The organism is Plantibacter sp. Leaf1 (assembly GCF_001421315.1).
GTDB lineage: Bacteria > Actinomycetota > Actinomycetes > Actinomycetales > Microbacteriaceae > Plantibacter.
In genome coordinates, this window is record NZ_LMJX01000001.1 from 197659 (window position 1) to 219640 (window position 21982).

Annotated in this window: 18 protein-coding genes; 7 read left to right on the plus strand and 11 right to left on the minus strand. The window is 71.7% G+C overall.

What is annotated here, in order from left to right; translation table 11 throughout:
* Positions 1-85 precede the first annotated feature (85 nt).
* From ASE44_RS00780 to ASE44_RS00810, 7 genes are all read right to left on the minus strand, one after another.
* Positions 86-1219: a Gfo/Idh/MocA family protein gene (locus tag ASE44_RS00780; protein WP_082455572.1), complete on the minus strand. Its 1134-nt coding sequence runs from the start codon at positions 1217-1219 to the stop codon at positions 86-88.
* Positions 1204-1899: a ThuA domain-containing protein gene (locus ASE44_RS00785; protein WP_056776516.1), complete on the minus strand. Its 696-nt coding sequence runs from the start codon at positions 1897-1899 to the stop codon at positions 1204-1206. The genes ASE44_RS00780 and ASE44_RS00785 overlap by 16 nt, the downstream gene beginning before the upstream one ends.
* 48 nt (positions 1900-1947) lie before the next feature.
* A complete protein-coding gene (locus ASE44_RS00790) occupies positions 1948-2901 on the minus strand; it encodes a carbohydrate ABC transporter permease (RefSeq protein ID WP_082455574.1) in 954 nt (317 codons plus the stop codon).
* Complete coding sequence (locus ASE44_RS00795) at positions 2901-3827, minus strand: carbohydrate ABC transporter permease (RefSeq protein ID WP_056014229.1); 927 nt, start codon at positions 3825-3827, stop codon at positions 2901-2903. Before ASE44_RS00795 ends, ASE44_RS00790 begins: the two co-directional genes overlap by 1 nt.
* Positions 3828-3834: 7 nt before the next feature.
* Positions 3835-5145, minus strand: a complete 1311-nt coding sequence (locus ASE44_RS00800) for an extracellular solute-binding protein (protein WP_056776519.1) — start codon at positions 5143-5145, stop codon at positions 3835-3837.
* A 49-nt stretch (positions 5146-5194) separates the two neighbouring features.
* Positions 5195-6385, minus strand: a complete 1191-nt coding sequence (locus tag ASE44_RS00805; protein WP_157579741.1) for a Gfo/Idh/MocA family protein — start codon at positions 6383-6385, stop codon at positions 5195-5197.
* Between the two features lie 192 nt (positions 6386-6577).
* The gene (locus tag ASE44_RS00810) at positions 6578-7612 is read right to left on the minus strand and encodes a LacI family DNA-binding transcriptional regulator (RefSeq protein WP_056776527.1); all 1035 of its coding nucleotides are present in this window, start codon (positions 7610-7612) and stop codon (positions 6578-6580) included.
* Between the two features lie 187 nt (positions 7613-7799).
* On the opposite strand from ASE44_RS00810, the gene xylA reads away from it, so the two are divergent.
* From xylA to ASE44_RS00825, 3 genes are all read left to right on the plus strand, one after another.
* On the plus strand, positions 7800-8990 hold the full coding sequence (gene xylA, locus ASE44_RS00815; protein ID WP_056776530.1) for a xylose isomerase: 1191 nt from the start codon (positions 7800-7802) through the stop codon (positions 8988-8990).
* Positions 8991-9122: 132 nt separating this feature from the next.
* Positions 9123-10553, plus strand: a complete 1431-nt coding sequence (locus ASE44_RS00820; RefSeq protein WP_056776533.1) for a xylulokinase — start codon at positions 9123-9125, stop codon at positions 10551-10553.
* Between the two features lie 101 nt (positions 10554-10654).
* A complete protein-coding gene (locus ASE44_RS00825) occupies positions 10655-11695 on the plus strand; it encodes an NADPH:quinone reductase (protein ID WP_056776535.1) in 1041 nt (346 codons plus the stop codon).
* 21 nt (positions 11696-11716) lie between these two features.
* Here ASE44_RS00825 and ASE44_RS00830 read toward each other — a convergent pair whose 3' ends face one another.
* From ASE44_RS00830 to ASE44_RS18130, 4 genes are read right to left on the minus strand one after another with little or no spacing between them, the layout of a single operon-like run.
* Positions 11717-12829 carry a glycerate kinase gene (locus ASE44_RS00830; protein WP_056776538.1) on the minus strand — a complete coding sequence of 371 codons (1113 nt, stop codon included), beginning with the start codon at positions 12827-12829 and terminating at the stop codon, positions 11717-11719.
* Between the two features lie 4 nt (positions 12830-12833).
* Positions 12834-13889 carry a Xaa-Pro peptidase family protein gene (locus tag ASE44_RS00835; protein ID WP_056776541.1) on the minus strand — a complete coding sequence of 352 codons (1056 nt, stop codon included), beginning with the start codon at positions 13887-13889 and terminating at the stop codon, positions 12834-12836.
* Positions 13886-15046, minus strand: coding sequence for a Gfo/Idh/MocA family protein (locus ASE44_RS00840; protein WP_056776543.1), 1161 nt, complete (start codon positions 15044-15046; stop codon positions 13886-13888). The genes ASE44_RS00835 and ASE44_RS00840 overlap by 4 nt, the downstream gene beginning before the upstream one ends.
* A complete protein-coding gene (locus ASE44_RS18130) occupies positions 15043-17082 on the minus strand; it encodes a DUF6807 family protein (RefSeq protein WP_082455576.1) in 2040 nt (679 codons plus the stop codon). The genes ASE44_RS00840 and ASE44_RS18130 overlap by 4 nt, the downstream gene beginning before the upstream one ends.
* A gap of 125 nt (positions 17083-17207) precedes the next feature.
* Here ASE44_RS18130 and ASE44_RS00850 point away from each other — a divergent pair, with 125 nt between their 5' ends.
* Genes ASE44_RS00850 through ASE44_RS00865 form a run of 4 tightly spaced genes read left to right on the plus strand, consistent with a single transcriptional unit; the run spans position 17208 to position 21789 of the window.
* A complete protein-coding gene (locus tag ASE44_RS00850; RefSeq protein ID WP_082455578.1) occupies positions 17208-18218 on the plus strand; it encodes an NAD(P)-dependent oxidoreductase in 1011 nt (336 codons plus the stop codon).
* Positions 18219-18232: 14 nt separating this feature from the next.
* Complete coding sequence (locus ASE44_RS00855) at positions 18233-19174, plus strand: 5-dehydro-4-deoxyglucarate dehydratase (protein WP_056014727.1); 942 nt, start codon at positions 18233-18235, stop codon at positions 19172-19174.
* Positions 19175-19176: 2 nt separating this feature from the next.
* Positions 19177-20268 carry a mandelate racemase/muconate lactonizing enzyme family protein gene (locus ASE44_RS00860; protein WP_056014202.1) on the plus strand — a complete coding sequence of 364 codons (1092 nt, stop codon included), beginning with the start codon at positions 19177-19179 and terminating at the stop codon, positions 20266-20268.
* A gap of 60 nt (positions 20269-20328) precedes the next feature.
* Positions 20329-21789 (plus strand): aldehyde dehydrogenase (NADP(+)), encoded by a 1461-nt coding sequence (locus ASE44_RS00865; RefSeq protein ID WP_056776546.1) that lies wholly within the window; start codon positions 20329-20331, stop codon positions 21787-21789.
* Positions 21790-21982: the final 193 nt, after the last annotated feature.

The window sequence follows — 21982 nt, forward strand, 5'->3', positions numbered from 1 at the left end:
TCGGCTCAGGGACCGAGGTGGCAGGTCCCCGGGACCGCCCGTCGACAGGCTCAGGGACCGAGGTCGTGGGCTCAGGGACCAGGCGTCAGCCGACGGCGACCGTCTGCTGCACGGGCTCGGGACGCTCCACGGTGCTCGTCAGATCCACGACCCGGTGCTCACGCCCGGCGACGATGATCGCCTCCATGATCTCCAGCACGTGGAACGCGAGGTCCCCCGAGGCCCGGTGTGGCCGGTCCTGCTCGATCGCCTCGGCGAGGTCCGACAGCCCGACCCCGCGTCCGGCGTCGACGAAGCCCGCGCTGTCGGGCACCGCACGCCAGGTGCGGTCGTCCGCGGTCGAGAGCTCAACGGGATCGGAGAACCGGTTCGGGTCGGGCACCGCGACGGTCCCGGCGGTGCCGTACACCTCGAACAGCGGCACCCGGCTGGCCCACACCTCGAACGACACGGTCACCGTCGAGACGACACCGTTCGCATGCTCCAGGATCGCCGTCACGTGGGTGTCGACCTGCTCGTGCACCGGGATCGGCGTGCCGGCCAGCGCACCCGTGGCGACCGTCCGCTCCCGGTCCGACCGCGCGACCGCGCCCGACACCCGCACGACGGGACCGAAGAACGACACGAGACTCGTCAGGTAGTACGGCCCCATGTCGAGCAGCGGACCGCCGCCCGGCTGGTAGTAGAACGCGGGTGCCGGGTGCCACAGTTCGTGACCCGGCGCACTCCACGCGACCGCCGCCGCGATCGGCCGGCCGATGGCTCCGGCGTCGAGCACGGCGAGCGCCGTCTGGACACCGGAGCCGAGGACGGTGTCGGGCGCACTGCCGACCCGCAACCCCTTCGCGCGCGCGAGCTCGAGCACCGGTCGCGCCTCGGCCGTGGAGAGTGCGAGCGGCTTCTCGCCGTAGACGTGCTTCCCCGCCTCGAGGGCACGGCGGGCGACCTCCGCGTGGGCTGCCGGGATGGTGAGGTTCAGGACGACGTCGACCTCCGGGTCGGCGAGCAACTCGTCGACGCTCGAGGACCGGACGCCCTGCTCGGCCGCGACCTCGGCGGCCCGTGCGAGATCGAGGTCGGCGACGACGACGAGCCGGAGGTTCGGCAACTTGGGGAACTCGGCGAAGTACTGCCGCGAGATGTTGCCGACGCCGATGACGCCGACCCGGAGGACCGATCCCCCGGTGGTCGTGGGTGTGTCGTTCAGCGTGCTGCCCACAGCAGGCCCCGTTCGATGATGGTGCGGACGTTGGGTTCTTCGACGATCTCGATGCGGTGGCCGGGCGCGGAGACGAAGATCCGGCCCTTCCCCCAGTGGCGCGTCCAGATGGCGGGGGCCGTGACGGGACGGTTCCACGCGTCCCAGGGCCGCACCTCCTGTGTCGTCGTCGCGAGCACGTCGTTGTACTCGTCGCTCAGCACCCAGTACTGCTCGGTGACGAGGTCGAAGTCCGCGATCCCCTCGGTGATCGGGTGCTGCCGGCCGTACTCGGTGATGTGCACGGTGTACGGGATGTAGTTGTCGGACTGCTCCCCCGTGCGCTCCGCCGGATCCTTGCCGGCGTGGTGCGCGAACTGCCCGCCGATCATGTGAAGGTAGTCCGCGTTGTTCCGGTACGAGTCCGCGATCCCGCCGTGCCAACCGGCCATCCCCGTGCCGTTGAGGACGGCCCGCTGGAGGCCCGCGAACTCCTCAGGCTCGATCGTGTTCATGGTGTTGATCTGGACGATGAGGTCGACGGTGTCGAGGTAGTCGGCATCGGTGTAGACGGCGGTCCCGTCCTCGACGCGCACGGTGAACCCGTTCGCCTCCAGGAAGGGGATGAAGGCCGCGGTGGTCTCGACGGGCATGTGCCCGTCCCAACCACCTCGGACCACGAGGGCCTGCTTGTCAGTCATGTATTCCTCTCGGGGGATATGTCGGGTTCGGTGTCGGTCGGCCGGGCGTCACTTGCTGAAGCCGGCGGTCATGCCGCTGATCAGTTGCCGTCTGCCGAACAGGTACAGGATGAAGATGGGGAGCGTCGACAGCACCACGGCGGCGAGCACCGCGGGCACGTTCACGCTGAACGAGCCCTGGAACGTCCACAGCGACAGCGGCAGCACCCGGTTGCTCGGCGACTGCGTCAGCACGAGCGGGAACAGGAAGCCGTTCCACACGTTGAGCGCGTTGTAGAGCGCCACGGTGACGATCGCCGGGCGGGCCAGCGGGAGCACGAGCGACACGAGGGTCCGCCAGCTCGACGCACCGTCCACGGTCATCGACTCGAATAGTTCCTTCGGGATGTCCCGGATGAAGTTCGACAGGATGAGGACGGTGACCGGCACCGCGAACCCGATGGAGGGCAGGATCAGCGCCAGGAGGGTGTCGTACAGTCCCGCCTTGCTGAGCATGTAGAACAGCGGGATGATCGTCGCCTGCAGCGGGATCGCGAGCCCCAGCAGGAAGAACGAGAACGCTCCCCTCGTGAACCGCGAGTTGGTGCGCACGATCGCGTACGACGCCATGAGGCAGACGAACACGGTGACCGCGACGCTCGCGACGGTGATGATCACACTGTTCCCGAGGTACAGGAAGAAGTCGCTCTGCAGGACGAGCGCGTAGCCGTCGAGCGTCGGATCGGTCGGCGGGATGAGCTGGTTGCTCGAGAAGAACCCGGCCTGCGGACGCACACTCGTGATGACGATGTAGTAGATCGGCAGCACGATGATGAGCAGCCAGATCCAGGCGCCGATGCCGCCGACGATGTTCGGTTTCCGTCGCGCGCCACGGGGACGTCGGCCTCTGGTCTCGTGCTCGGCCGGGCGACCGCGTCGCGAACCCGCGGTGGAGACGCTGACGGTGTCGAGGCTCCCCGTCGGCAGGGCGCCGGGCTTCGTGAGTGGGTTGGTGGCTGACATCAGAGGCCCTCCTGCTGACTGTCCATCTTGGCGAAGCCGCTCAGCTTGGTGAGGAGCAGCGCGATGGCGAGACCGATGACGGCCAGGATGATCGCCATGACACTCGCCTGCCCGAACTGGCTCGCGGAGAAGCCCGTCACGTACATGAGGATCGGGAGGATGCGGGTGCCCGCACTCGGGACCCCGCCGGTGAGCACGAAGATCACGTCGAAGTAGGTGAGCGATCCGATGATCATGAGCGTCGACGACGTCACGAGCGTGTACCGCAGTTGCGGGAGCGTGATGTGGAAGAACTGCTTGATCGTCCCGGCACCGTCGATCTCCGCCGCCTCGTAGAGCGACGCGGGGATCTGTCGGACGCCGCCCTGGAAGAGGAGCGTGTGGAACGGCACGAACTGCCACGCGATGATGAAGATCACCACGAACAGGACGAGCTGCTGGTTGCCCAACCAGTCCTGCTTGAGGAACGGGATGCCGAGCGACGCCGAGAGGCCGAAGTTCGGGTCGAGGATCGCCTTGAACGCGATGGCGGTCGCCGCGGACGACAGCAGGAGCGGCAGGAAGAAGATCGCTCCGAGCACCGCCCGGTTGCGCTGCTTCCCCGCGGTCCACGTGCCGAGCAGCAGGCTGATCGGTGTCTGGACGACCCAGGAGATCACGATGACCTTGAGCGTCAGGACGAGTGCGTCGATCGCGACCGGGTCGACGAGGACGGAGGCCCAGTTGTCGAGACCGACCCACGCGGGATCCGTGATGGCGTCCCAGCGGGTGAAGCTCAGGTACAGGGCGACGATGAGCGGGATGATCGCGAAGACGAGGAAGAAGCCCAGCGCCGGCGCGACCATCCAGCCACTGGGGCCGGTGCGGCGGCGCATCGCTGCCGCACCGGCCCCTCCGGCCCCGTGCAGTTGACGGGTTGCAGTCATCGGAGGATCACTGCCCGATCGTCTTGTTCATGTTGTCGGAGAACTCCTCGGGGGTGATCTGCAGGTTGAACAGCTGGTCGAGGTTCGTCAACAGCGCGGTCGCCTGTGCGGGCGGGAGCGCCTGGTCCCACGACATCTGGAAGTTCTTGGCGTTCTTCGTGAGGTCGTACACGGTCGTGCCGAAGTCGCCGCCGGCGTCCGCGATCTCCGCGTCGATGTCCGTGATCGGCGGCACCTGGCCGGCCTTCACCATGCGGTCGATGTAGCCCTTGTCGAAGACGCCCTCGGTCAGGTACTTGAGCGCGCTGGCCTTCTGCTCCTTCGTCGCCGCGGCGGAGATGGAGAAGTAGCCGGACGGGTTGCCGACGATGTTCGACGGGTCGCCCTTGCCACCGGTCACGGCCGGGAAGGTCGTGTAGCCGAGCCCCTTCTCGGCGAACTCCGCGGCCTGCTGCTTGAACGTCGTCATGACCCAGGCGCCCTGCAGCATCATGGCCGCCTTGCCCGTGTAGAGGAGCGCGACGTCGGCGTTGCTGTCCGCGGTGACGGAGGCGTAGCCGTCGACGAACGCACCGGCCTTCACGAGCTCCTGGATCTTCTCGTTCGCCTCGATGATGCCGGGATCGCTCCACGCGTCGGCCTCACCGGCCATGATCTTGTTGAACGCCTCGGGGCCCGCGACGCGGTCGACGAGGTACTCCTCCCACATGAGCGACGGCCACTTCGAGGCACCGGCGAGGGAGAACGGCGCGACACCGGCCGCCTTGAGCTTCGGGATCGCGTCGACGATCTCGTCGAAGGTCGTCGGGACCTCGACGCCGGCCGACTTCAGGACGTCCTTGTTGTAATAGAACATGATCGGCGTGGTGGCGTTCATCGGCACCGCGTAGACCTTGTCGTCGATGACGCCCTGGTTCCAGACGGACTCCAGGAACTTGCCCTTCGCGTCCGCGGTCTCCGAGGTGATGTCGGCGACCTTGCCGGCGTCCACGTAAGAGTTCAGGGTGCCGCCCGCCCAGCTGTAGATGATGGTCGGGGCACTGCCCGCACCGACCGCGGTACGGATCTTGGTCTTGTAGGCGTCGTTCTGGAAGTAGGTCGGCGCGACCTGGCCGTCGGCGTTGGCGGCGTTCCACTCCTTGAGCGACGGGCCGAGGACGGTGTCCTCGTCGGTGCCGGTGAGGCCCCAGAGCGTGGCACTGCCACTCGGGGCGCCACCACCGCTCGAGCAGGCGGTCGCGCCGAGCATGAGGGCCGAGACGCCGAGGGCGACTGCGGCCATCCGGGTCCGACGGCGAGGTGAAGTACGAAGCGTCATTGCGTTCTCTCCTTGGTGGGTGCTGCTGCTGGTGGTGCGATGGGTCGGATCAGTTCGTGGGGGTCCAGGCGCTGCCGTTCCCGGCACTGCGCTCGACGGCGCGGAGGACGCGCTGGACCTGCAGGCCCTCGGCGAAGGACGGTTCGGGATCGGTGCCAGCGGTGATGGCCTGGACGAGGTCGCGCACCTGGTGCGAGAAGGGGTGCTCGTAGCCGATGCCGTGACCGGTCGGCCACCAGGCGGCCATGTACGGGTGCTCCGGCTCGGTGACGACGATGCGGGTGAAGCCCTGCTTACCGGCGGGGGCGGTCGCGTCGTACACCTCGAGCTCGTTCATCCGCTCCAGGTCGAACGCGATGGCGCCGCGGGAGCCGCTCAACTCGATGCGGAGTGCGTTCTTGCGGCCGGTCGCGTACCGGGTCGCTTCGAACGCCCCGATGGCACCGTCCGCGAGGCCGCCGACGAGCTTCGCCGTGAACCAGGCGGCGTCGTCGACCGTCACCGCGCCGCGCTCGTCCGAGGCGGTCCCGCTGAGGCCCACCGTCTCGCCGAGGAGGGGCCGTTCCGTCACGAAAGTGGCGAGCGTCCCGCTGACCGTGTCGAGCTGCGCTCCGGTCAGGTGCTGCACGAGGTCGATGGCGTGGGCACCGATGTCGCCGAGGGAACCGGAACCGGCCTGGTCCTTGTCGAGACGCCAGGTCATCGGGCCCTCCGCATCCGTCAACCAGTCCTGGAGGTAGAGCGCGCGGATCTGGCGGACGTCGCCGAGCGCACCCTCGGCGATGAGCTGGCGGGCATAGCCGATGGCCGGCACGCGACGGTAGCTGAAGCCGACCATGGAGCGGACGCCGCGGGCCTTGGCCGCCTCGGCCGCCGCGACCATGAGCTCGGCCTCCTCGACGCTGTTGGCCAGGGGCTTCTCGCAGAGCACGTGCTTCCCGGCTTCGAGGGCGGCGATGGCGATCTCGACGTGCGAGGACCCCGGCGTGCAGACGTCGACGATGTCGATGGACGGGTCCTCGACGACGCTGCGCCAATCGGTCGAAGCCGACTGCCAGCCGAACTTCGCCCGGGCCGCCTCCAGCGCCTCCGGGTTGCGCCCCACGATCGTGGCCATGACGGGCTCGGCGTCGAGGTCGAAGAAGCGTGGTGCGGTGCGCCAGGCCTGCGAGTGCGCGGCCCCCATGAAGCCGTAGCCGATCATCGCGACCCGGAGTTCCGGCTGTCCGCTTCCACCCATGTGTGACGCTCCCGAGCTGTCCGCGCAGCCGCGGGCCCCGGTGATCCGGATCGCGTCGCTGCGGTGACCCTGAAGCTAGCCCCGGCCCACAACCGGCCGCAAGTTCTCCCTCGCCCATTGGAAACTTTTCGCGAGTCAGCCCTGGGCAGGCCGGGCGGCTTCGACGAGCGGACGGACGGGTGGCCGATCAGGCTAGGCGGCCGGTGGTGCGGTGGACCCACGGACGACGAGCGAGGTCGCGAGGTCGAGGCGGATGTTGTCGACCGTCTCGGAGCGGAGCTTCAGCACGAGCCGCGTCGCCTCCTCGGCCATCTCGATGAGCGGCTGTCGGATCGTCGTGAGCGCGGGCCCGACCCACTTCGCGGGCGGGACGTCGTCATAGCCGACGACCGACAGCTCCTCGGGGATCGAGACACCGAGGGAGCGCGCCGCCTCGTACACGCCGAAGGCCTGCATGTCGTTGCCCGCGAAGATGGCGGTCGGGCGCTCGTCGAGCTGCAGGAGTTCGAGGGCCAGCACGCGCCCGGCCTCCGGGACGAACTCCCCGCGCCGGAGGATCGACTCGTCGAGCGGAATGCCGGCCTCCTCGAGCGCCGAGCGGTAACCGGACACCCTGGCCCGCGAGCACATGAGGTCCTCGGGCCCCGAGATCAGGCCGATCCTGCGGTGCCCGAGCTCGATCAGGTGGCGGGTGGCCGCCATGCCGCCGGACCAGTTCGTGGAGCCGATCGCGGCGACGTCCGGGCCCGGGTCGCCCGCCGGGTCGACGACGACCACCGGGATGTTCCTCGTGTGCAGCTGCCGGCGGTAGGCGGGGTCGATGTCGGAGAACACGAGGATGACCCCGACGGGCTTCCGCGAGATGATGCTCTCCACCCAGCCCTCACCCGTCGACCGCCTGGCACCCGTCTCGGTGAGCGTGACGCTCATCCCGTGTTGCCTGGCCACCTTCTCGACCCCGCGGATGATCTCGAGCGACCACGAGCTGTCGATGTACTCGAAGACGAGCTCGATGAGCGAGCCCTGGGCGAGCTCGGCGCCCCGCCGGCTGTAGCCGTGGCGGTCGAGCAGGCGCTCGACGATCTCGCGGGTGTCGGGCGACACCCCCGGGCGCCCGTTGAGCACCTTCGAGGCCGTCGACACCGAGACGGACGCCTCGCGCGCGATCCGCGACAGGGTGGCGCGCCCTCCGGTCCCACCGAGCTGCACCGCGACGTCGTCACTCATCCGGATCCTCCGATCCCTCGCCGTCGGGCCGGGCGGCCGTCGCGTCGTCGAGAAGTTCACGCCATGCTAACGAAATATTTCGCACGGAACGAGCCGTGACGCCGGAAGCCCGATCTGCTATTCTCGACCATAAGTTGTGGTTAACAACAAATCATCCGCTCGCCAACGACGCTGAAGGATCATCCGCATGCCTCTCACCCCCACCAAAGCCGACCGCTTCTCGTTCGGCCTCTGGACGATCGGCTACAACGGGACCGACCCGTTCGGTGGCCCCACCCGCCCCGACCTCGACGTGGTCGAAGCCGTCACCCGCCTGAACGAGCTCGGCGCCTACGGCCTCACCTTCCACGACGACGACCTCTTCGCCTTCGGCTCGACCGACGCCGAGCGGCAGAAGCAGATCGACCGCCTCAAGCAGGCTCTCGCCGACACCGGCGTCATCGTCCCGATGGTCACCACCAACCTCTTCAGCGCCCCCGTGTTCAAGGACGGTGGCTTCACCTCCAACGACCGCGCGGTGCGTCGCTTCGCCCTCCGCAAGGTGCTCCGCAACCTCGACCTCGCCGCCGAGCTCGGCGCCAAGACCTTCGTCATGTGGGGCGGCCGCGAGGGCGCCGAGTACGACTCCGCGAAGGACGTGCAGGCCGCGCTCGAGCGCTACCGCGAGGCCGTCAACCTCCTCGGCGACTACGTCACCGACAAGGGCTACGACATCCGCTTCGCGATCGAGCCGAAGCCCAACGAGCCGCGCGGCGACATCCTGCTCCCGACCCTCGGCCACGCCATGGCGTTCATCGAGACGCTCGAACGCCCGGAGCTCGTCGGCATCAACCCCGAGGTCGGCCACGAGCAGATGGCGGGCCTCAACTTCACGGCCGGCATCGCCCAGGCGCTCTACCAGGGCAAGCTCTTCCACATCGACCTGAACGGCCAGCGAGGCATCAAGTACGACCAGGACCTCGTGTTCGGCCACGGCGACCTCCAGAACGCGTTCTCGCTCGTCGACCTCCTCGAGCACGGCGGAGCGGACGGCGGACCGGCCTACGACGGCCCCCGCCACTTCGACTACAAGCCGAGCCGCACCGAGGACATCACGGGCGTCTGGGACTCCGCGGCGGCCAACATGCGCATGTACCTCCTGCTCAAGGAGCGGGCCGAGGCGTTCCGCGCCGACCCCGAGGTCCAGGAGGCACTCGCAGCCTCGCGCGTCCCGGAGCTGCGCGAGCCGACGCTCAACCCTGGCGAGACCGTCGAGCAGCTGCTCGCCGACCGCTCCGCCTCGGAGGACTTCGACGCCGACGCGTACTTCGGCGGCAAGGGCTTCGGGTTCGTCCGCCTGCAGCAGCTCGCGGTCGAGCACCTCATGGGTGCCCGCTAGACGGGAACCCCACCAGGATGGCGTTCCGTCCTCCGGTCCGAGAGGATCAGGGGACGGGACGCCGTCCGCGTCTCCACCGACACCAGTCCAGGCGGTCGCCCGACCGCCCCACCACCGAGAACAGGGAGAGCGATGACGCTCGTCGCCGGCATCGATTCATCCACCCAGAGCTGCAAGGTCGTCATCCGTGACGCCGACACCGGAGCGCTCCTCCGCGAGGGACGGGCCTCGCACCCGGCCGGCACCGAGGTCGACCCGGCCGCGTGGTGGGCGGCGTTGCAGGAGGCGGCCGCGGCAGCGGGCGGTCTCGACGACGTCGCCGCCGTGTCCGTCGCCGCCCAGCAGCACGGCATGGTCGCGCTCGACGTCGACGGCCGCGTCATCCGTCCGGCACTGCTCTGGAACGACACCAGGAGCGCGTCGGCAGCCACGGACCTCATCGCCGAGTTCGGCGCGGACGAGCTCGCCCGGCGCACCGGCTGCGTCCCCGTCGCCTCCTTCACGATCACGAAGCTGCGCTGGTTGCGCGACGCCGAACCGGCCAACGCGACCGAGGTGGCCGCCGTCGCCCTCCCCCACGACTGGCTGAGCTGGCGGCTGCGCGGTTTCGGCCCGGTCGAGGAGAGCCCACTCGGCGCAGATCTCGCCGAACTGACGACCGACCGCTCCGACGCCTCCGGCACCGGCTACTGGTCCCCAGCGGACGGCGAGTACGACCGCGAGCTGCTCGTCGCGGCACTCGGACACGACGCGATCCTCCCCCGTGTGCTCGGACCGGACGAGTCGGCCGGGACCGGGATCGACGGTGGCCTGGTCGGCGCCGACACGATCATCGGCCCCGGTGCCGGCGACAACGCGGGCGCCGCGCTGGGGCTCGGCGCCACGGCCGGCGACGTCGTCGTGTCGATCGGCACGAGCGGGACCGTGTTCGCCGTGACCCCCGCGGTCGTGCGCGACCCCTCCGGGACCGTCGCGGGCTTCGCCTCGGCGGACGGCGCGTTCCTGCCGCTCATCGCGACCCTCAACGCCGCCAGGATCCTCGACGCGGTCGCCGCGCTGCTCGGCGTCGACCACACCGAGCTCGGCCGACTCGCGCTCGACGCCCCAGCCGGCGCCAGGGGCCTCGTGCTGCAGCCGTACTTCGAGGGGGAACGGACCCCGAACCGACCCGACGCGACGGCGACGCTGTTCGGCATGACCCTCGAGTCGACGACGCGCGAAGGGCTCGCCCGGGCGGCGATCGAAGGGTTGCTCTGCGGCCTCGCCGACGGCCTCGACGCCGTGCTCTCGCAGGGTGTCAGCGCCGAGCGGGTCCTCCTCATCGGCGGCGCCGCGCAGAACCCGGCCGTGCAGGCGATCGCCCGTGAGGTGTTCGACGTGCCGGTCGTGGTGCCCGCCCCCGGTGAGTACGTCGCCGACGGCGCGGCCGTGCAGGCGGCGTGGGCGTTGACGGGCGGTCGCCCGGCGTGGCCGATGGCCGGCACCGACGACGTCGCCGGTGCACCGGCGGACGCGGTCGACACCTCGGGGGTCGCGCGCGAGCAGTACGCCGCTCGCGCCTGAGGCGGCCGCCCGTCGACAGGCTCAGGGACCAGCCGGGCTTCGGTCACTGAGCCTGTCGAAGCGCGTGGAATCTTCCGGTCGGCGGAGGCGTTGGGCCGGGTATGCGATCCATCATCTACTCCACCAACGGTGACCCGTCCGTCCTCCAGCTCGTCGAGCGTGAGATCCCGGAGCCCGGCCCCGGCGAGGTGCGCGTCAAGCTCGCGTTCTCGGGCGTCAACCCGACCGACTGGAAGACCAGGCGCGGCGGCGGTCCCTCGGGCGCGATGCCCTTCCCGGAGGTCGTCCCGAACCTCGACGGTGCCGGCGTGATCGACGCGGTCGGCCCCGCCTCCGACGACGCGAACTCCCCGACCTTCGCCGTGGGCGACCGCGTCTGGGTGTACCTCGCAGCCCACGAGAGCCCGCTCGGCACCGCGCAGGAGTTCACGGTCCAGCCCGTCGCCCGGGTGGTCCCGCTGCCCGACGCCGCCTCCTTCGAACTCGGCGCGAGCCTCGGCGTCCCGGCGATGACCGCGCACCGCGCGCTCACGGTGGCGCAGGACGGCCCGACCCGGCTCTCCCCCGGTGCGCTCGACGGCCGGACGGTCCTCGTCCAGGGCGGCGCAGGTGCCGTCGGCAACGCGGCGATCCAGCTCGCACGCTGGGCCGGCGCGACGGTCGTCAGCACCATCAGCAGCGACGAGAAGGCCCGGCTCGCGACCGCCGCCGGAGCCCACCACGTCGTCAACTACCGCGAGGGCGACACCGCCGCGGCGATCCGCGAGGTCGCACCGCAGGGCGTCGACCTCGTCGTGGAGGTCGCCATCGCGCAGAACCTCGAGCTCGACCAGGCCGTCCTCGCCCCGCGCGGCACGGTGGTCAGCTACGCCAACAACGGCGGCGACCAGGTCACGCTCGACATCCGGCCGCACATGGGCCTCAACACGCGGCTCCAGTTCATGCTGCTCTACACCGTTGGCGACGCGGCACTCCAGGCCGCCGCCGAGGACGTCACGGCGGCGATCGAAGCCGGCGCGCTCGACGTGGGCCGTGAGCACGGTCTGCCGTTGACGGTGTTCCCGCTTGCCGACACGGCCGGTGCCCACGCCGCCGTCGAGGACGACACGATCGGGAAGGTCCTCATCGACGTCACCGCGTGACGCATGCCGCGCACGACGTGATCAGGGGCGGAGCTGCGCAGCCAGTGCCGCCCCTGCCGCACGCAGGTGCACGAGCGGTTCGGCCATCGCGGCCTCGACCCCGCCGGCGAGCTCGGTGAGGGAGACGGCGTCGACGAACAGCCCCTCCGTCGGTGCCTGCACGGCACCGGCGACGAGCATGGTCCGGCCGGGAGCGAGGCCGGCGACGTGGGAGGCGACCTTGCCGTCTGCCGTCTGGTCGTCGAAGCGCCCCTCGCCGGTGATGACGACCGAGGCCGTCGCCGCTGCGGCGGGGAGGCCGATCGCGTCACCGACGCCGGTCGCGCCCGAGGTGGCCGTCGCACCCCAGAGCAGGAGGCCGTAGCCGGCACCGCCTGCCGCTCCGGCGCCGGGTTCGACCGCGGCACGTTCCGCCTGCTCCGCGCCGAACGCCGCGGCGGCCCGGCTCGCGAACCGCGCGAGGTTCGCGTCGAGCACCGTGACATCCTCGGCGGTGGCGCCCTTCTGCGGGCCGAAGACGGCAGCGGCCCCGCGGTCACCGAGCAGCGGGTTGGTGACGTCGCTGAGGATGACCGCCCCGCCGTCCGGCAGTGCTCGCAGACCTTCGAGGTCGAGGTGGTCCAGCGTCGCGAGTCCCGCGTTCCCCGGCATCACCCCACCACCGTCCGCATCCTGGAGCCGCACCCCGAGTGCGGTGAGGAGCCCGGCACCGCCGTCCGTGCTGGAGCTGCCGCCGATCGCGAGGAGCAGGCGACGGGCGCCGTGATCGAGCGCCGCTGCGATGGCCTCCCCGAACCCGGTCGTGTGCGCTGCGAACGGCTGCAGCGGGTCGAGCAGGGTCAGCCCGCTCGTCTGGGCGAGTTCCACGACCGCCGAGCCGTCGGGCAGTTCGAGCCACTCGGCCTCCACCGCGTCGCCGACCGGACCGGTGACGGTGATCGGGTGTCGCCGCGCTCCGGGCACGGCGGCAGCGAAGGCGTCGAGCGTCCCCTCGCCGCCGTCGGCCATCGGCAACAGCTGCACGGTGTCCTCGGGCCGGACGGAGCGCCAACCGTCGGCGATCGCCGAGGCGACCTCGGCGGCGGTCGCGGTGCCTTTGAACGAGTCAGGGGCGATGACGATGTGCGGTGCCATGGCCTCAGCCTGCCACGAGGGGACGTTCCACGGCGGTGGAGCCGGCCCCGGCGTCGGTCAGGACCTCGACCCCGTCCGGGGTGACCACGACGGTGTCCTCGACTTTCACCCCTGGCGCGGTCGGGTTCCAGGCGAACGCCTGCCACGGCTGTACGACATCGGTCGTGTCGGGGGAGGCGCGCGGGTCACGTCCCGCGTAGCCCGCGGCGCCGCCCTGGTGGTGCCTGGTCCACTCCTCGGGGTCGAAGCCCTGGGTGGCGTAGGCCGCGGTGCCCGCGCGGAAGACGTCGGCGAGGGTCGCGCCCGGCACCGTCGCGTCGAGGTACGCGCGCTCGACGGCTCGGATCCGACGCATGTCGGTGGCGACGGGTTCCGGGGCGGAGCCGTCCTCGTCGAACCACCGCGTGAGATTGACGATGAGCCCGTCCCGGCGCCCGCAGGCGACGACCATCGCGCGGGAGCCCAGCAGCCCGTCGGTCGGGAGCGGATGCCGGTGCGCGAGGCGGTCCGTCCCGGCGACGAGGAGCACGAGCGGATCGATCCCGGCGGCGACCAGCCGCGCGGCGAGGTCCGCCGCCACCGCGCGCTCCGTCCAGCTCGGATCGAGCCGTCCGATGAGCGTCTCGAGTTCGGCGGTCGTCTCCCGGCCGAGCGCGCGGAACCGCTCGAGTTCGGCTGGGAGGAGCGAGGCCCGCGCCGCCCGCAGTCCGGCTGGGACGTCCGACTCCTGGAGCACCCCGGCGCCGCTCGGCAGCACCGAGTCGATCGGGGTGTGCCAGGGCACGGTCGTGACGCGGATGTCCGGGAGTTCCTCGGCCTGCAGGCGCTCGGCCTCGTTCGAGGTCGCCACGAGCCACGCATCGTCACGCGAGACGACGACCGCGACGATCGGATCGGCCGCGAGGCTCACGTGGACGCGGGCGCCGTCGAGGTACCAGCTGACCGCCGCCGCCGAGCGCAGCACGATCACCCGGGCGGCCTGCGCGTCGAGCAGCTCCACCAGGCGGGCGTGCTTGCGCCGACGGTCGTCCTCGTCGGGACCCGGCCGCGCGTCGCTCATCGACGTGCCCAGGGTGTGCCGAGCTCGGCGAAGGTGCTCCCGGTGGTGGCGGCCTCGGCGACGAACCGCTCGATCCCCGGGATGACGGGGTGGCGGTCCTCGCCCGTCCCGCGCCAGTCGACGAGTTCCGCGGGGATGGGGTGCGGGGCGGGTGCCGACCGCACGGCGTCGAGGACCGCGGTGAAGGCGGAGGCGTCGGCCAGCGAGCTGACGAGCGACGCCTCCCCACCCGCGCGGACAGCCGCCCGGGCTCGGAGGAGGTCGGGGAGCAGTGCGGTCCGGTCGGTCGTCCACCGCCGGACGGACTGATCCTCGAGGTCGACCTCGACGACGTCCTTCGTGTAGAGGAACCGGATCGCCCCGCGCTCGCCACGGACCGTGACGACCGGGTCGGTGGTGTCCTCGGCGCAGAGGGTGACCGCCGCCGTCATGATCGGACCGCTGCGCGGCGTGATGCGGACGACGGAGGTGTCGTCGGCCTCGATGTCGTTCGCCCGATACTGGTCGAGCTCGATGGTCGCGATCGCGGCGCGGTCCGTGACCCCACCGAGTCGGAGCATGGTCTGCACCGCGTGCGCGAGCGGGTTCGTGACGACCCCGTCCACGACCGGCACATCGTTCAGGGTGCGCCGACCCGACCACGCGGCGCGGGTCCAGTACCCGATCGTGCGGACCCAGGTCCCGGTCGCCTCGAGCCCCGTGACCGCGCCGATCTCCCCGGCCGCGACGAGCTCGGTGATCTGGCCGATCGCGTGCGATCCGAGACTCTGGAACCCGACCTGCACGAGTCCGCCGGTCCGCTCAGCGACGGCCTGCAGGAGGTCGAGCTCGTCGTTCGACGTGACCGGCGGTTTCTCGAGCAGGACGTCGGCTCCGTGTTCGAGGGCCGCGACGGCGAGGTCGAGGTGGGTGTGGATCGGCGTGGAGAGGATGACGACGTCCACCTGCCCGGCGGCGAAGCAGTCGTCGAGCGACTCGTACAGCGGGGCGTCACCGGCCGCGTGGTCCTCGGGCGTGAAGGCGCGGTCGACGAGGCCGACCAGCCGGATCGCACCGGTCTCGGCGAGCGCTCTGGCCGCGTCGACGTGGCTGGCGCCGTGGCCGTGGATGCCGACCACCACGACGGTGGGGACGTGCTGCTGGTTCGAGGTCGTCATGCGTCACTCCCGGTGGTGGGTCGCTGGGTGGTGGGGCGGTCCTCGGCGGCGAGGAGCGCCCGGTGGATGGCCGCGGCCTGCCCGGCGTCGAGTGCGGCGTCGACGACGACCGCCTCCAGACCGGTGACCAGCGGGGTCTCGGCGGTGATGGTGGTGCGGCTGGTGGTGGCGAGCGAGACGCCGACACCGGGGTACTCGGCGGCGCGGAGGAACCAGGGGAAGCGCTGCTCGCCCGGCTGTCGGAAGAGCACGGTGACCGCTCGCCCGCGGGTGTCGCCGGGTGCTGCGCTGTCGGGTGCCGCGTCTTCGGAGTCGGCGTCGAGGACGAACGCGACCCAGGCCGCTTGGGAACCGTGGGCGGTCGCTTCGCCGGGTCCGTCGGCGCTGAGCACCGATCGTCGAGCGCCGGCCGGCAGCCGCCAGAACCAGCCCCCGTAGGCGGCGCCCTCGCGTCCGTTCGTGGCCGGCGATCCGATGGTCACGACCCCGGTGACGGCCCTGAGGGTGCTCGAGACCAGGACGCGCAGGGCCGAGCGGGGTGCGATATCGTCCGCGCGGTCGGCGCCGTCGTCGGCGGTCGGGGTCGGGAGTGCGATCTCCTCGACGACCGTGACGCGCGACTCCCGCAGCTGGGTCGTCCCGTCCCGTCCGATCCAGTCCACGGTCTGCCGCAGCGTGCCGGGGTCTGGTTGTGTCCCGGCTTCGACCTCGACCACCCGTTGGACCCCGTGGTTGTCGAGCAGCGTCGAGCCCTGCCCGGCGACGTAGGTGCGCCCGCCCCAGTAGGAGACGCCGTCCACGTCGGCGACGGCCATCGAGAGCCCGAAGTGGTGCGGGTGGTCGTCGGGTGCCGACTCCGTGACGACGGTTCCGGCCAGGGAGGTGACAGGGTGTGCGAACGGTCGCGGGGCGTCCGCCTGAGCGAGCCCACCGCCGTCGTGCAGCACGAGCAGTTCACGACCACCGAGCCGGGCGACAAGGCCGTTCGGCTCCTCGGCCGCGGCCCAGGCGACCCCGCCCGCGGCCCGCGGCGCCGCAGTGCTCTCCCGCGCGACGAACCGTGGGCGGAAGACGAGCGGGTGGCCGCCCGCCGCGCCTCCGATCGTGTCGCGGAGGCGGGTCCAGGCCTCGGCGCCGAGCTCGCGGCGCGGGACGGACACCGTGCTCAGCGCGGGCACGGCGAAGGCGGCGAAGGGGATGTCGTCGAACCCGACCACGCTCAGGGCGGCCGGTACGGACACGCCGGCCTGGCGCAGCGCCGACACGAGTCCGAGGGCGACGAGGTCGTTGAAGGCGACCACGGCGGTCGCGTCCAGCGCCAGCACGGCGTCCACGGTCGCGGCGCCGTCGACGAGCGCGGATCCCGCGGCGACGACGTCGACGGTGAGCTCCCGGTGCGCGGAGACCGCACGCGTGATACCGACCCGGCGGAGGCGGTCGCCCTGGCTGGCGGCCGGCCCGGCCAGGTACACGACGCGCCGGTGCCCGAGCGCGGACAGCTCCGCGAGCACCTGCTCCATCCCGCTCGCGTAGTCGATGGACACCGAAGGCACCGGCGAGTCGGGGAGTTCGCGGTTGACGAGGACCACCGGGTGCAGCTCGGCGAGCAGGGCGCGCAGTTCCGGTTCGGCCAGGCGCGGTGAGCACAGGACGATCGCGTCGCACCGTCGGCGGGCCTCCCGGGCGGCGGCGGCCTCGTCGGTCGGGTCCTCCTCGGTGTCGGTCACGAGGACGCGGTAGCCGTCGGCCGCGGCCGCCCGGGTCACGCCGCGCAGGATCTCCTGGAACATCGGGTTCTCGAGGTCGGGCACGACGACGCCGACGGTGTTGGTGCGCCCGAGCGACAGGTTCCTGGCGAGCATGCTCGGCTGGTAGCCGAGGGCGTCCACCGCGGCGAGGACCCGGCTGGCGATCTCGGCGTCGACGGTCGCCTTGCCGTTGAGGACCCGCGAGACCGTCGCCTTCGAGACCTCGGCATGCCGGGCGACGTCGGAGATGGTCGGCGTGGCGCCAGCCGTCGGTAACCGGTTGCTCATGCGTCCTCGCTCGGGTCGTGCCGGGTGGTGCGGTTGGCAATCATCATATAGGGTTCCTCGGAGAAACCGGTTTCTCGGTTTCGACGTCGAGCACCTCGACGCGAGCGCTGTCAGAGAGGACACCGATGCGCATCATCGTCACCGGCGGTGCCGGACGACTCGGGCGGAGCGTCGCCACCGAACTCGTCGCGGCCGGCCACAACGTCGTCTCCGTCGACCGCTCCGACCCCGGACTCCCCGGGGTCGAGGGCGTGGTGGCCGAGCTGCTCGACCACGACGCCACCCACGAACGCTTCGCCGCCCTGCAGCCCGACGCCGTGGTGCACCTGGCCGCGATCGCCGTGCCGTTCAGCGCTCCCGAACACGTCATCCTGTCGGTGAACCAGTCCCTGGCCTTCACCGTCCTCACCGCCGGGATCGCCGCCGGAGCCACGAGGGTCCTGGCCGCGAGCAGCCCGACCGTCATCGGGTACGGGGCCCCGCACGGCTGGGCACCCGAGGCCCTCCCCCTCACCGAGACCCACTCCGTCGCCCCGTGGAACGCCTACGCCCTGTCGAAGGTGGCCATCGAGTCGACGGTCGCGATGCTCGCCCGAGCCCACGGCGACGCGGTCGTGACCGGTGCGTTCCGCCCGTGCTTCGTCGTCTCCCCCGAGGAGTGGGAGGGCGCACCGACGCAACAGGGGCACACGATCGTCGACCGGCTCGCCGATCCTGCGCTCGCGGCCGTCTCCCTCTACAACTACGTCGACGCCCGCGACGCCGGCCGCTTCGTCGCGGCCTGGGTCGAGCACGCCGCCGCCCCGCACTCCGGTGCGGTGTACTTCGTCGGAGCCGACGACGCCCTCGCCCTCGAACCGCTGTCGGCGCTGCTGCCCGCCATGGTGCCGAGCGCCGCCGGCTTCGCCGAGACGCTCGACGACCGCAGCGCCGCGTTCAGCAGCGCGAAGGCGACCGCCGACCTCGGGTGGCGGCCTCGACACGACTGGCGGTCGGCGCTCAGCCCCACGGAGCGGGCCCGCCTCGACGGTCTGCTCGCCGCCGACGGCCGCCCGCGACACCACGCCACGACCGACACCCAGACCACCACCCCGGCGCAGACGCAGACGCACACGCCGTCAACGACCACCAGATGACGAGGACCACCACCATGCCAGCACCGCTCGCCTTCGACGGCGTCCTGTACTTCCCGATCACCCCCTTCGATGCGGCGGGCGAGGTCGACCTCGGTCTCCTCGGCACCCACCTCGAGTCGCGACTCGACCACCGGCCCGGCGGCGTCTTCCCCGCCTGCGGGACGGGCGAGCTGCACGCGATGTCACCCTCGGAGGCCGCGCGCGTGGTCCGACGGACGGTCGAGGTCGTCGACGGGGCCGTGCCCGTCATCGCCGGGGCCGGGGGTGGCGTGGCGATCGCGAAGGAACTCGCCGTCGCGGCCGAGGACGCCGGAGCCGACGCGATCCTCCTCATGCCGCCGTACCTCGTGACCGGCCCGGCGCGCGGGCTGCAGGGGTACGTCGAGGACGTCCTCGCTGCGACGAGCCTCCCGGCGATCGTCTATCACCGCAACAACGCCCGGTACACCACCGAGACGATGCGTCACCTGGCGCGCAACCCGCAGGTCGTCGGCTTCAAGGACGGCGTCGGCGACGTCGCCGCTGCACAGGACATCGTGCTCGCCGTGCACGAGGAGGGTCGCGAGGACTTCGCCTTCTTCAACGGCCTCCTCACCGCGGAGCTCACCCAGGCGGCCTACCGGGGCATCGGCATCCCGCTCTACTCCTCCGCGGTCTTCGCGATGCTGCCGGAGCTCGCGACCCTGTTCTACCGGGCCTACACCGACCACGACGAACCCCTTCGTGAGCGCCTGCTCCGCGAGTTCTACCGCCCCCTCGTCGCCCTCCGCGACGAGACGCCCGGGTTCGCGGTGTCGCTCATCAAGGCCGGTGTCCGGCTCGGCGGCCTGCCCGTCGGCTCGGTGCGGTCGCCGTTCGTCGACCCGACACCGGAGCAGACCGACCGGCTGGCGGCGCTCCTCGCGACCGGCGCCGACCTCGTCGCCGAGCACGCGACCCTCGCAGCCGGGCGCTGACGATGCCGGCGATCGCCTCGATCACCACCACCCTGCAGCGGTTCACGATGCCGCGACCATGGGTGCCGGAAGCGCCGTGGCTGCACCTCGTCCGGGTGGACGTCGTCGACGACGAGGGCGCGACCGGTTCCGGCTTCACGTGGACGCCGACGATCGGCGCGACCGCGGTCCGAGCCCTGCTCGATGACGACATCACGTCCGCCGCCCTCGGCTCCTCCACCGAACCCGAGATCCTCTGGCCGCAGCTGTGGGCCCACCTGCACGAGGCCGGCGGCGGCGGGATCACGACCATCGCACTCGCCGGGCTCGACACGGCGCTCTGGGACCTCCGCGGGCGGCGGGCGGGCCTCGGGCTGGCAGAGCTGCTCGGTCGTCGCCGTGAGACCGTCCGCGCCTACGGGAGCGGCGTCAACCTACACCTCGACGCCGACGCCCTCGCGGCGCAGGTCGGGCGATGGATCGCGGCAGGCCACGACGCGGTGAAGGTGAAGGTCGGCAAACCCGACGTCGCCGAAGACCTCGACCGCCTCACCATGGCGCGCGAACTGCTCGGCCCGAACCGCCGGCTCATGATCGACGCCAACCAGCGCTGGGACCTCGAGCGGGCGACCTCAGCACTCGAACGGCTGAGCGTCGTCGACCCCGCTTGGATCGAAGAGCCGCTGCGCTCCGACGACACCGCCGGCTACGAACGGCTGCATCAGGCGACGGACATCCCGATCGCCCTCGGCGAGAACGTGCACACGATCCATCGGTTCCGCGACCTCGTGGACCGTGGCGTGGCCGACGTCCTGCAACCCAACGTCGTCCGCGTCGGTGGCATCACCCCGTTCCTGCGGATCGCCGAGCTCGTCGAGGACGCCGGGCTGATCCTCGCCCCGCACCTCCTCCCCGACCTCTCGGGGCAGCTCGCCCTCGCCCTCCCGCAGACGGTCGAGATCGAGGACGTGGAGGACGCCGACTTCGTCGCCATCGGCGCCATCGACGCGCCAGGACCGGTCACCATCAGCCGGGGTTGGGCCCGGGTCGAGGCCCGGCCCGGGCTCGGCTTCGTCATCCGCGAGCACCCCACCGAGGCCGACACCGCCCGCTGAACCACGCCGTCCGGCCGCCGGTCCGTTCCGCCGACACCACACCACTCCCGAGGAGTCATCATGACCACCAACACCGCCAGCACCACCACGACCGTCGATGAGGCCGCGTCACTCGCCGCCACGGCAGCGCCCCTGCTTGCGGCCTCGTCACCCTCGACGCGCGCCGCCTGGCTCGAAGCCGTGGCCGACGCCCTCGACGGGCGGGTCACCGAGCTCGTCGCGCTCGCCGACGAGGAGTCCCACCTCGGGACCGCGCGGCTCACGGGCGAGGTCGCCCGGACGACGGGGCAGCTGCGCCTGTTCGCGACCGTCCTGCGCGACGGCGCGTTCCTCGAGGTCGTCGTCGACCACGCCGACCCCGCAGCCACCCCACCCAAGCCGGAGCTGCGACGGATGCTGCGACCGACCGGCCCGGTCGCCGTGTTCAGCGCCTCGAACTTCCCGTTCGCGTTCTCGGTCGCCGGCGGTGACACCGCGTCGGCGCTGGCCGCCGGCTGCCCGGTGATCGTGAAGGCCCACTCGGCGCACCCGCGGCTCTCCCGACTGACCGCAGAAATCGTCACCGAGGCGTTGCGCGACGCCGGCGCACCCGAGGGCACGTTCGCGCTCGTCGAGGGTCGTGAGCAGGGCACCGCGCTCGTCCGGCACCCGGCGATCACCGCGGTCGGGTTCACCGGCTCGCTCGCCGGCGGCCGGGCCCTGTTCGACCTCGCCTCACAGCGGCCGGCGCCGATCCCGTTCTACGGGGAGCTCGGCAGCACGAACCCGGTCGTGATCACGGCGGCGGCGCTCGCCGACGGTGCCGCGGCTCTCGCGCGCGGGCTGGCCGCATCGTTCACCCTCGGGGTCGGTCAGTTCTGCACGAACCCCGGCCTCGTCCTCGTGCCTGCCGGCAGCGGGTTCGCCGAACTCGTCGCCGCCGCAGCGAGCGGCACGGCTGCGGGGCGCATGTTGACGCCCGGTATCGCCGACGCCTACGCGAGCGGTACTGCTCGTGCCGCCGCGCACCCGGGTGTGCGCACGCTCCTCGGTGGCGACGCGGGAGCGCCGGAGTCGGGTGTCCCGACGGTCCTCGCGACGACCGCCGTGACCGTGCTGGAGGACCCGGCGGTCCTGCTCGAGGAGATCTTCGGACCGGCGACGCTCGTCATCGAGTACGCCGACGAGACGGAGCTGCACGCGGTCCTGGCTGCAGTGGGCGGCGCGCTGACCGCCACCGTGCACGCGGCTGCGGACGAGGACGTCGCCGAGCTGGTGTCGCGGCTCGAACCGCTCGCCGGCCGGGTGCTCTTCGGCGGCTGGCCGACGGGCGTCGCGGTGGGCTGGGCGCAACACCACGGTGGTCCGTGGCCGGCGACCACCTCCCTCCACACCTCCGTCGGGGCGACCGCCGTGCGCCGGTTCCAGCGTCCGATCGTCTACCAGGACGCCCCCGAGCACGTCCTCCCGGAGGCGCTCCACGAGTCGAACCCGCTGCGTCTCCCCCGCCGCGTCGACGGCGTGCTGGAGCTCCCCGCCTGACCGGCACACCTCACCTCACCGCCCCCCCCCTTCCCTCACTCAGGACTCATCCGGCGTGCCGCCTTCCCCAGGCCCCGACACACCGCAGCGCTCCTGAGAACGGGACACCCAGCCAACCCGCCCACTCCACCCCACCCACCCGTGTTCACAACTCAGGACGCCCCCGGCGCGCCACCCGCCGGAACCCCGTCCC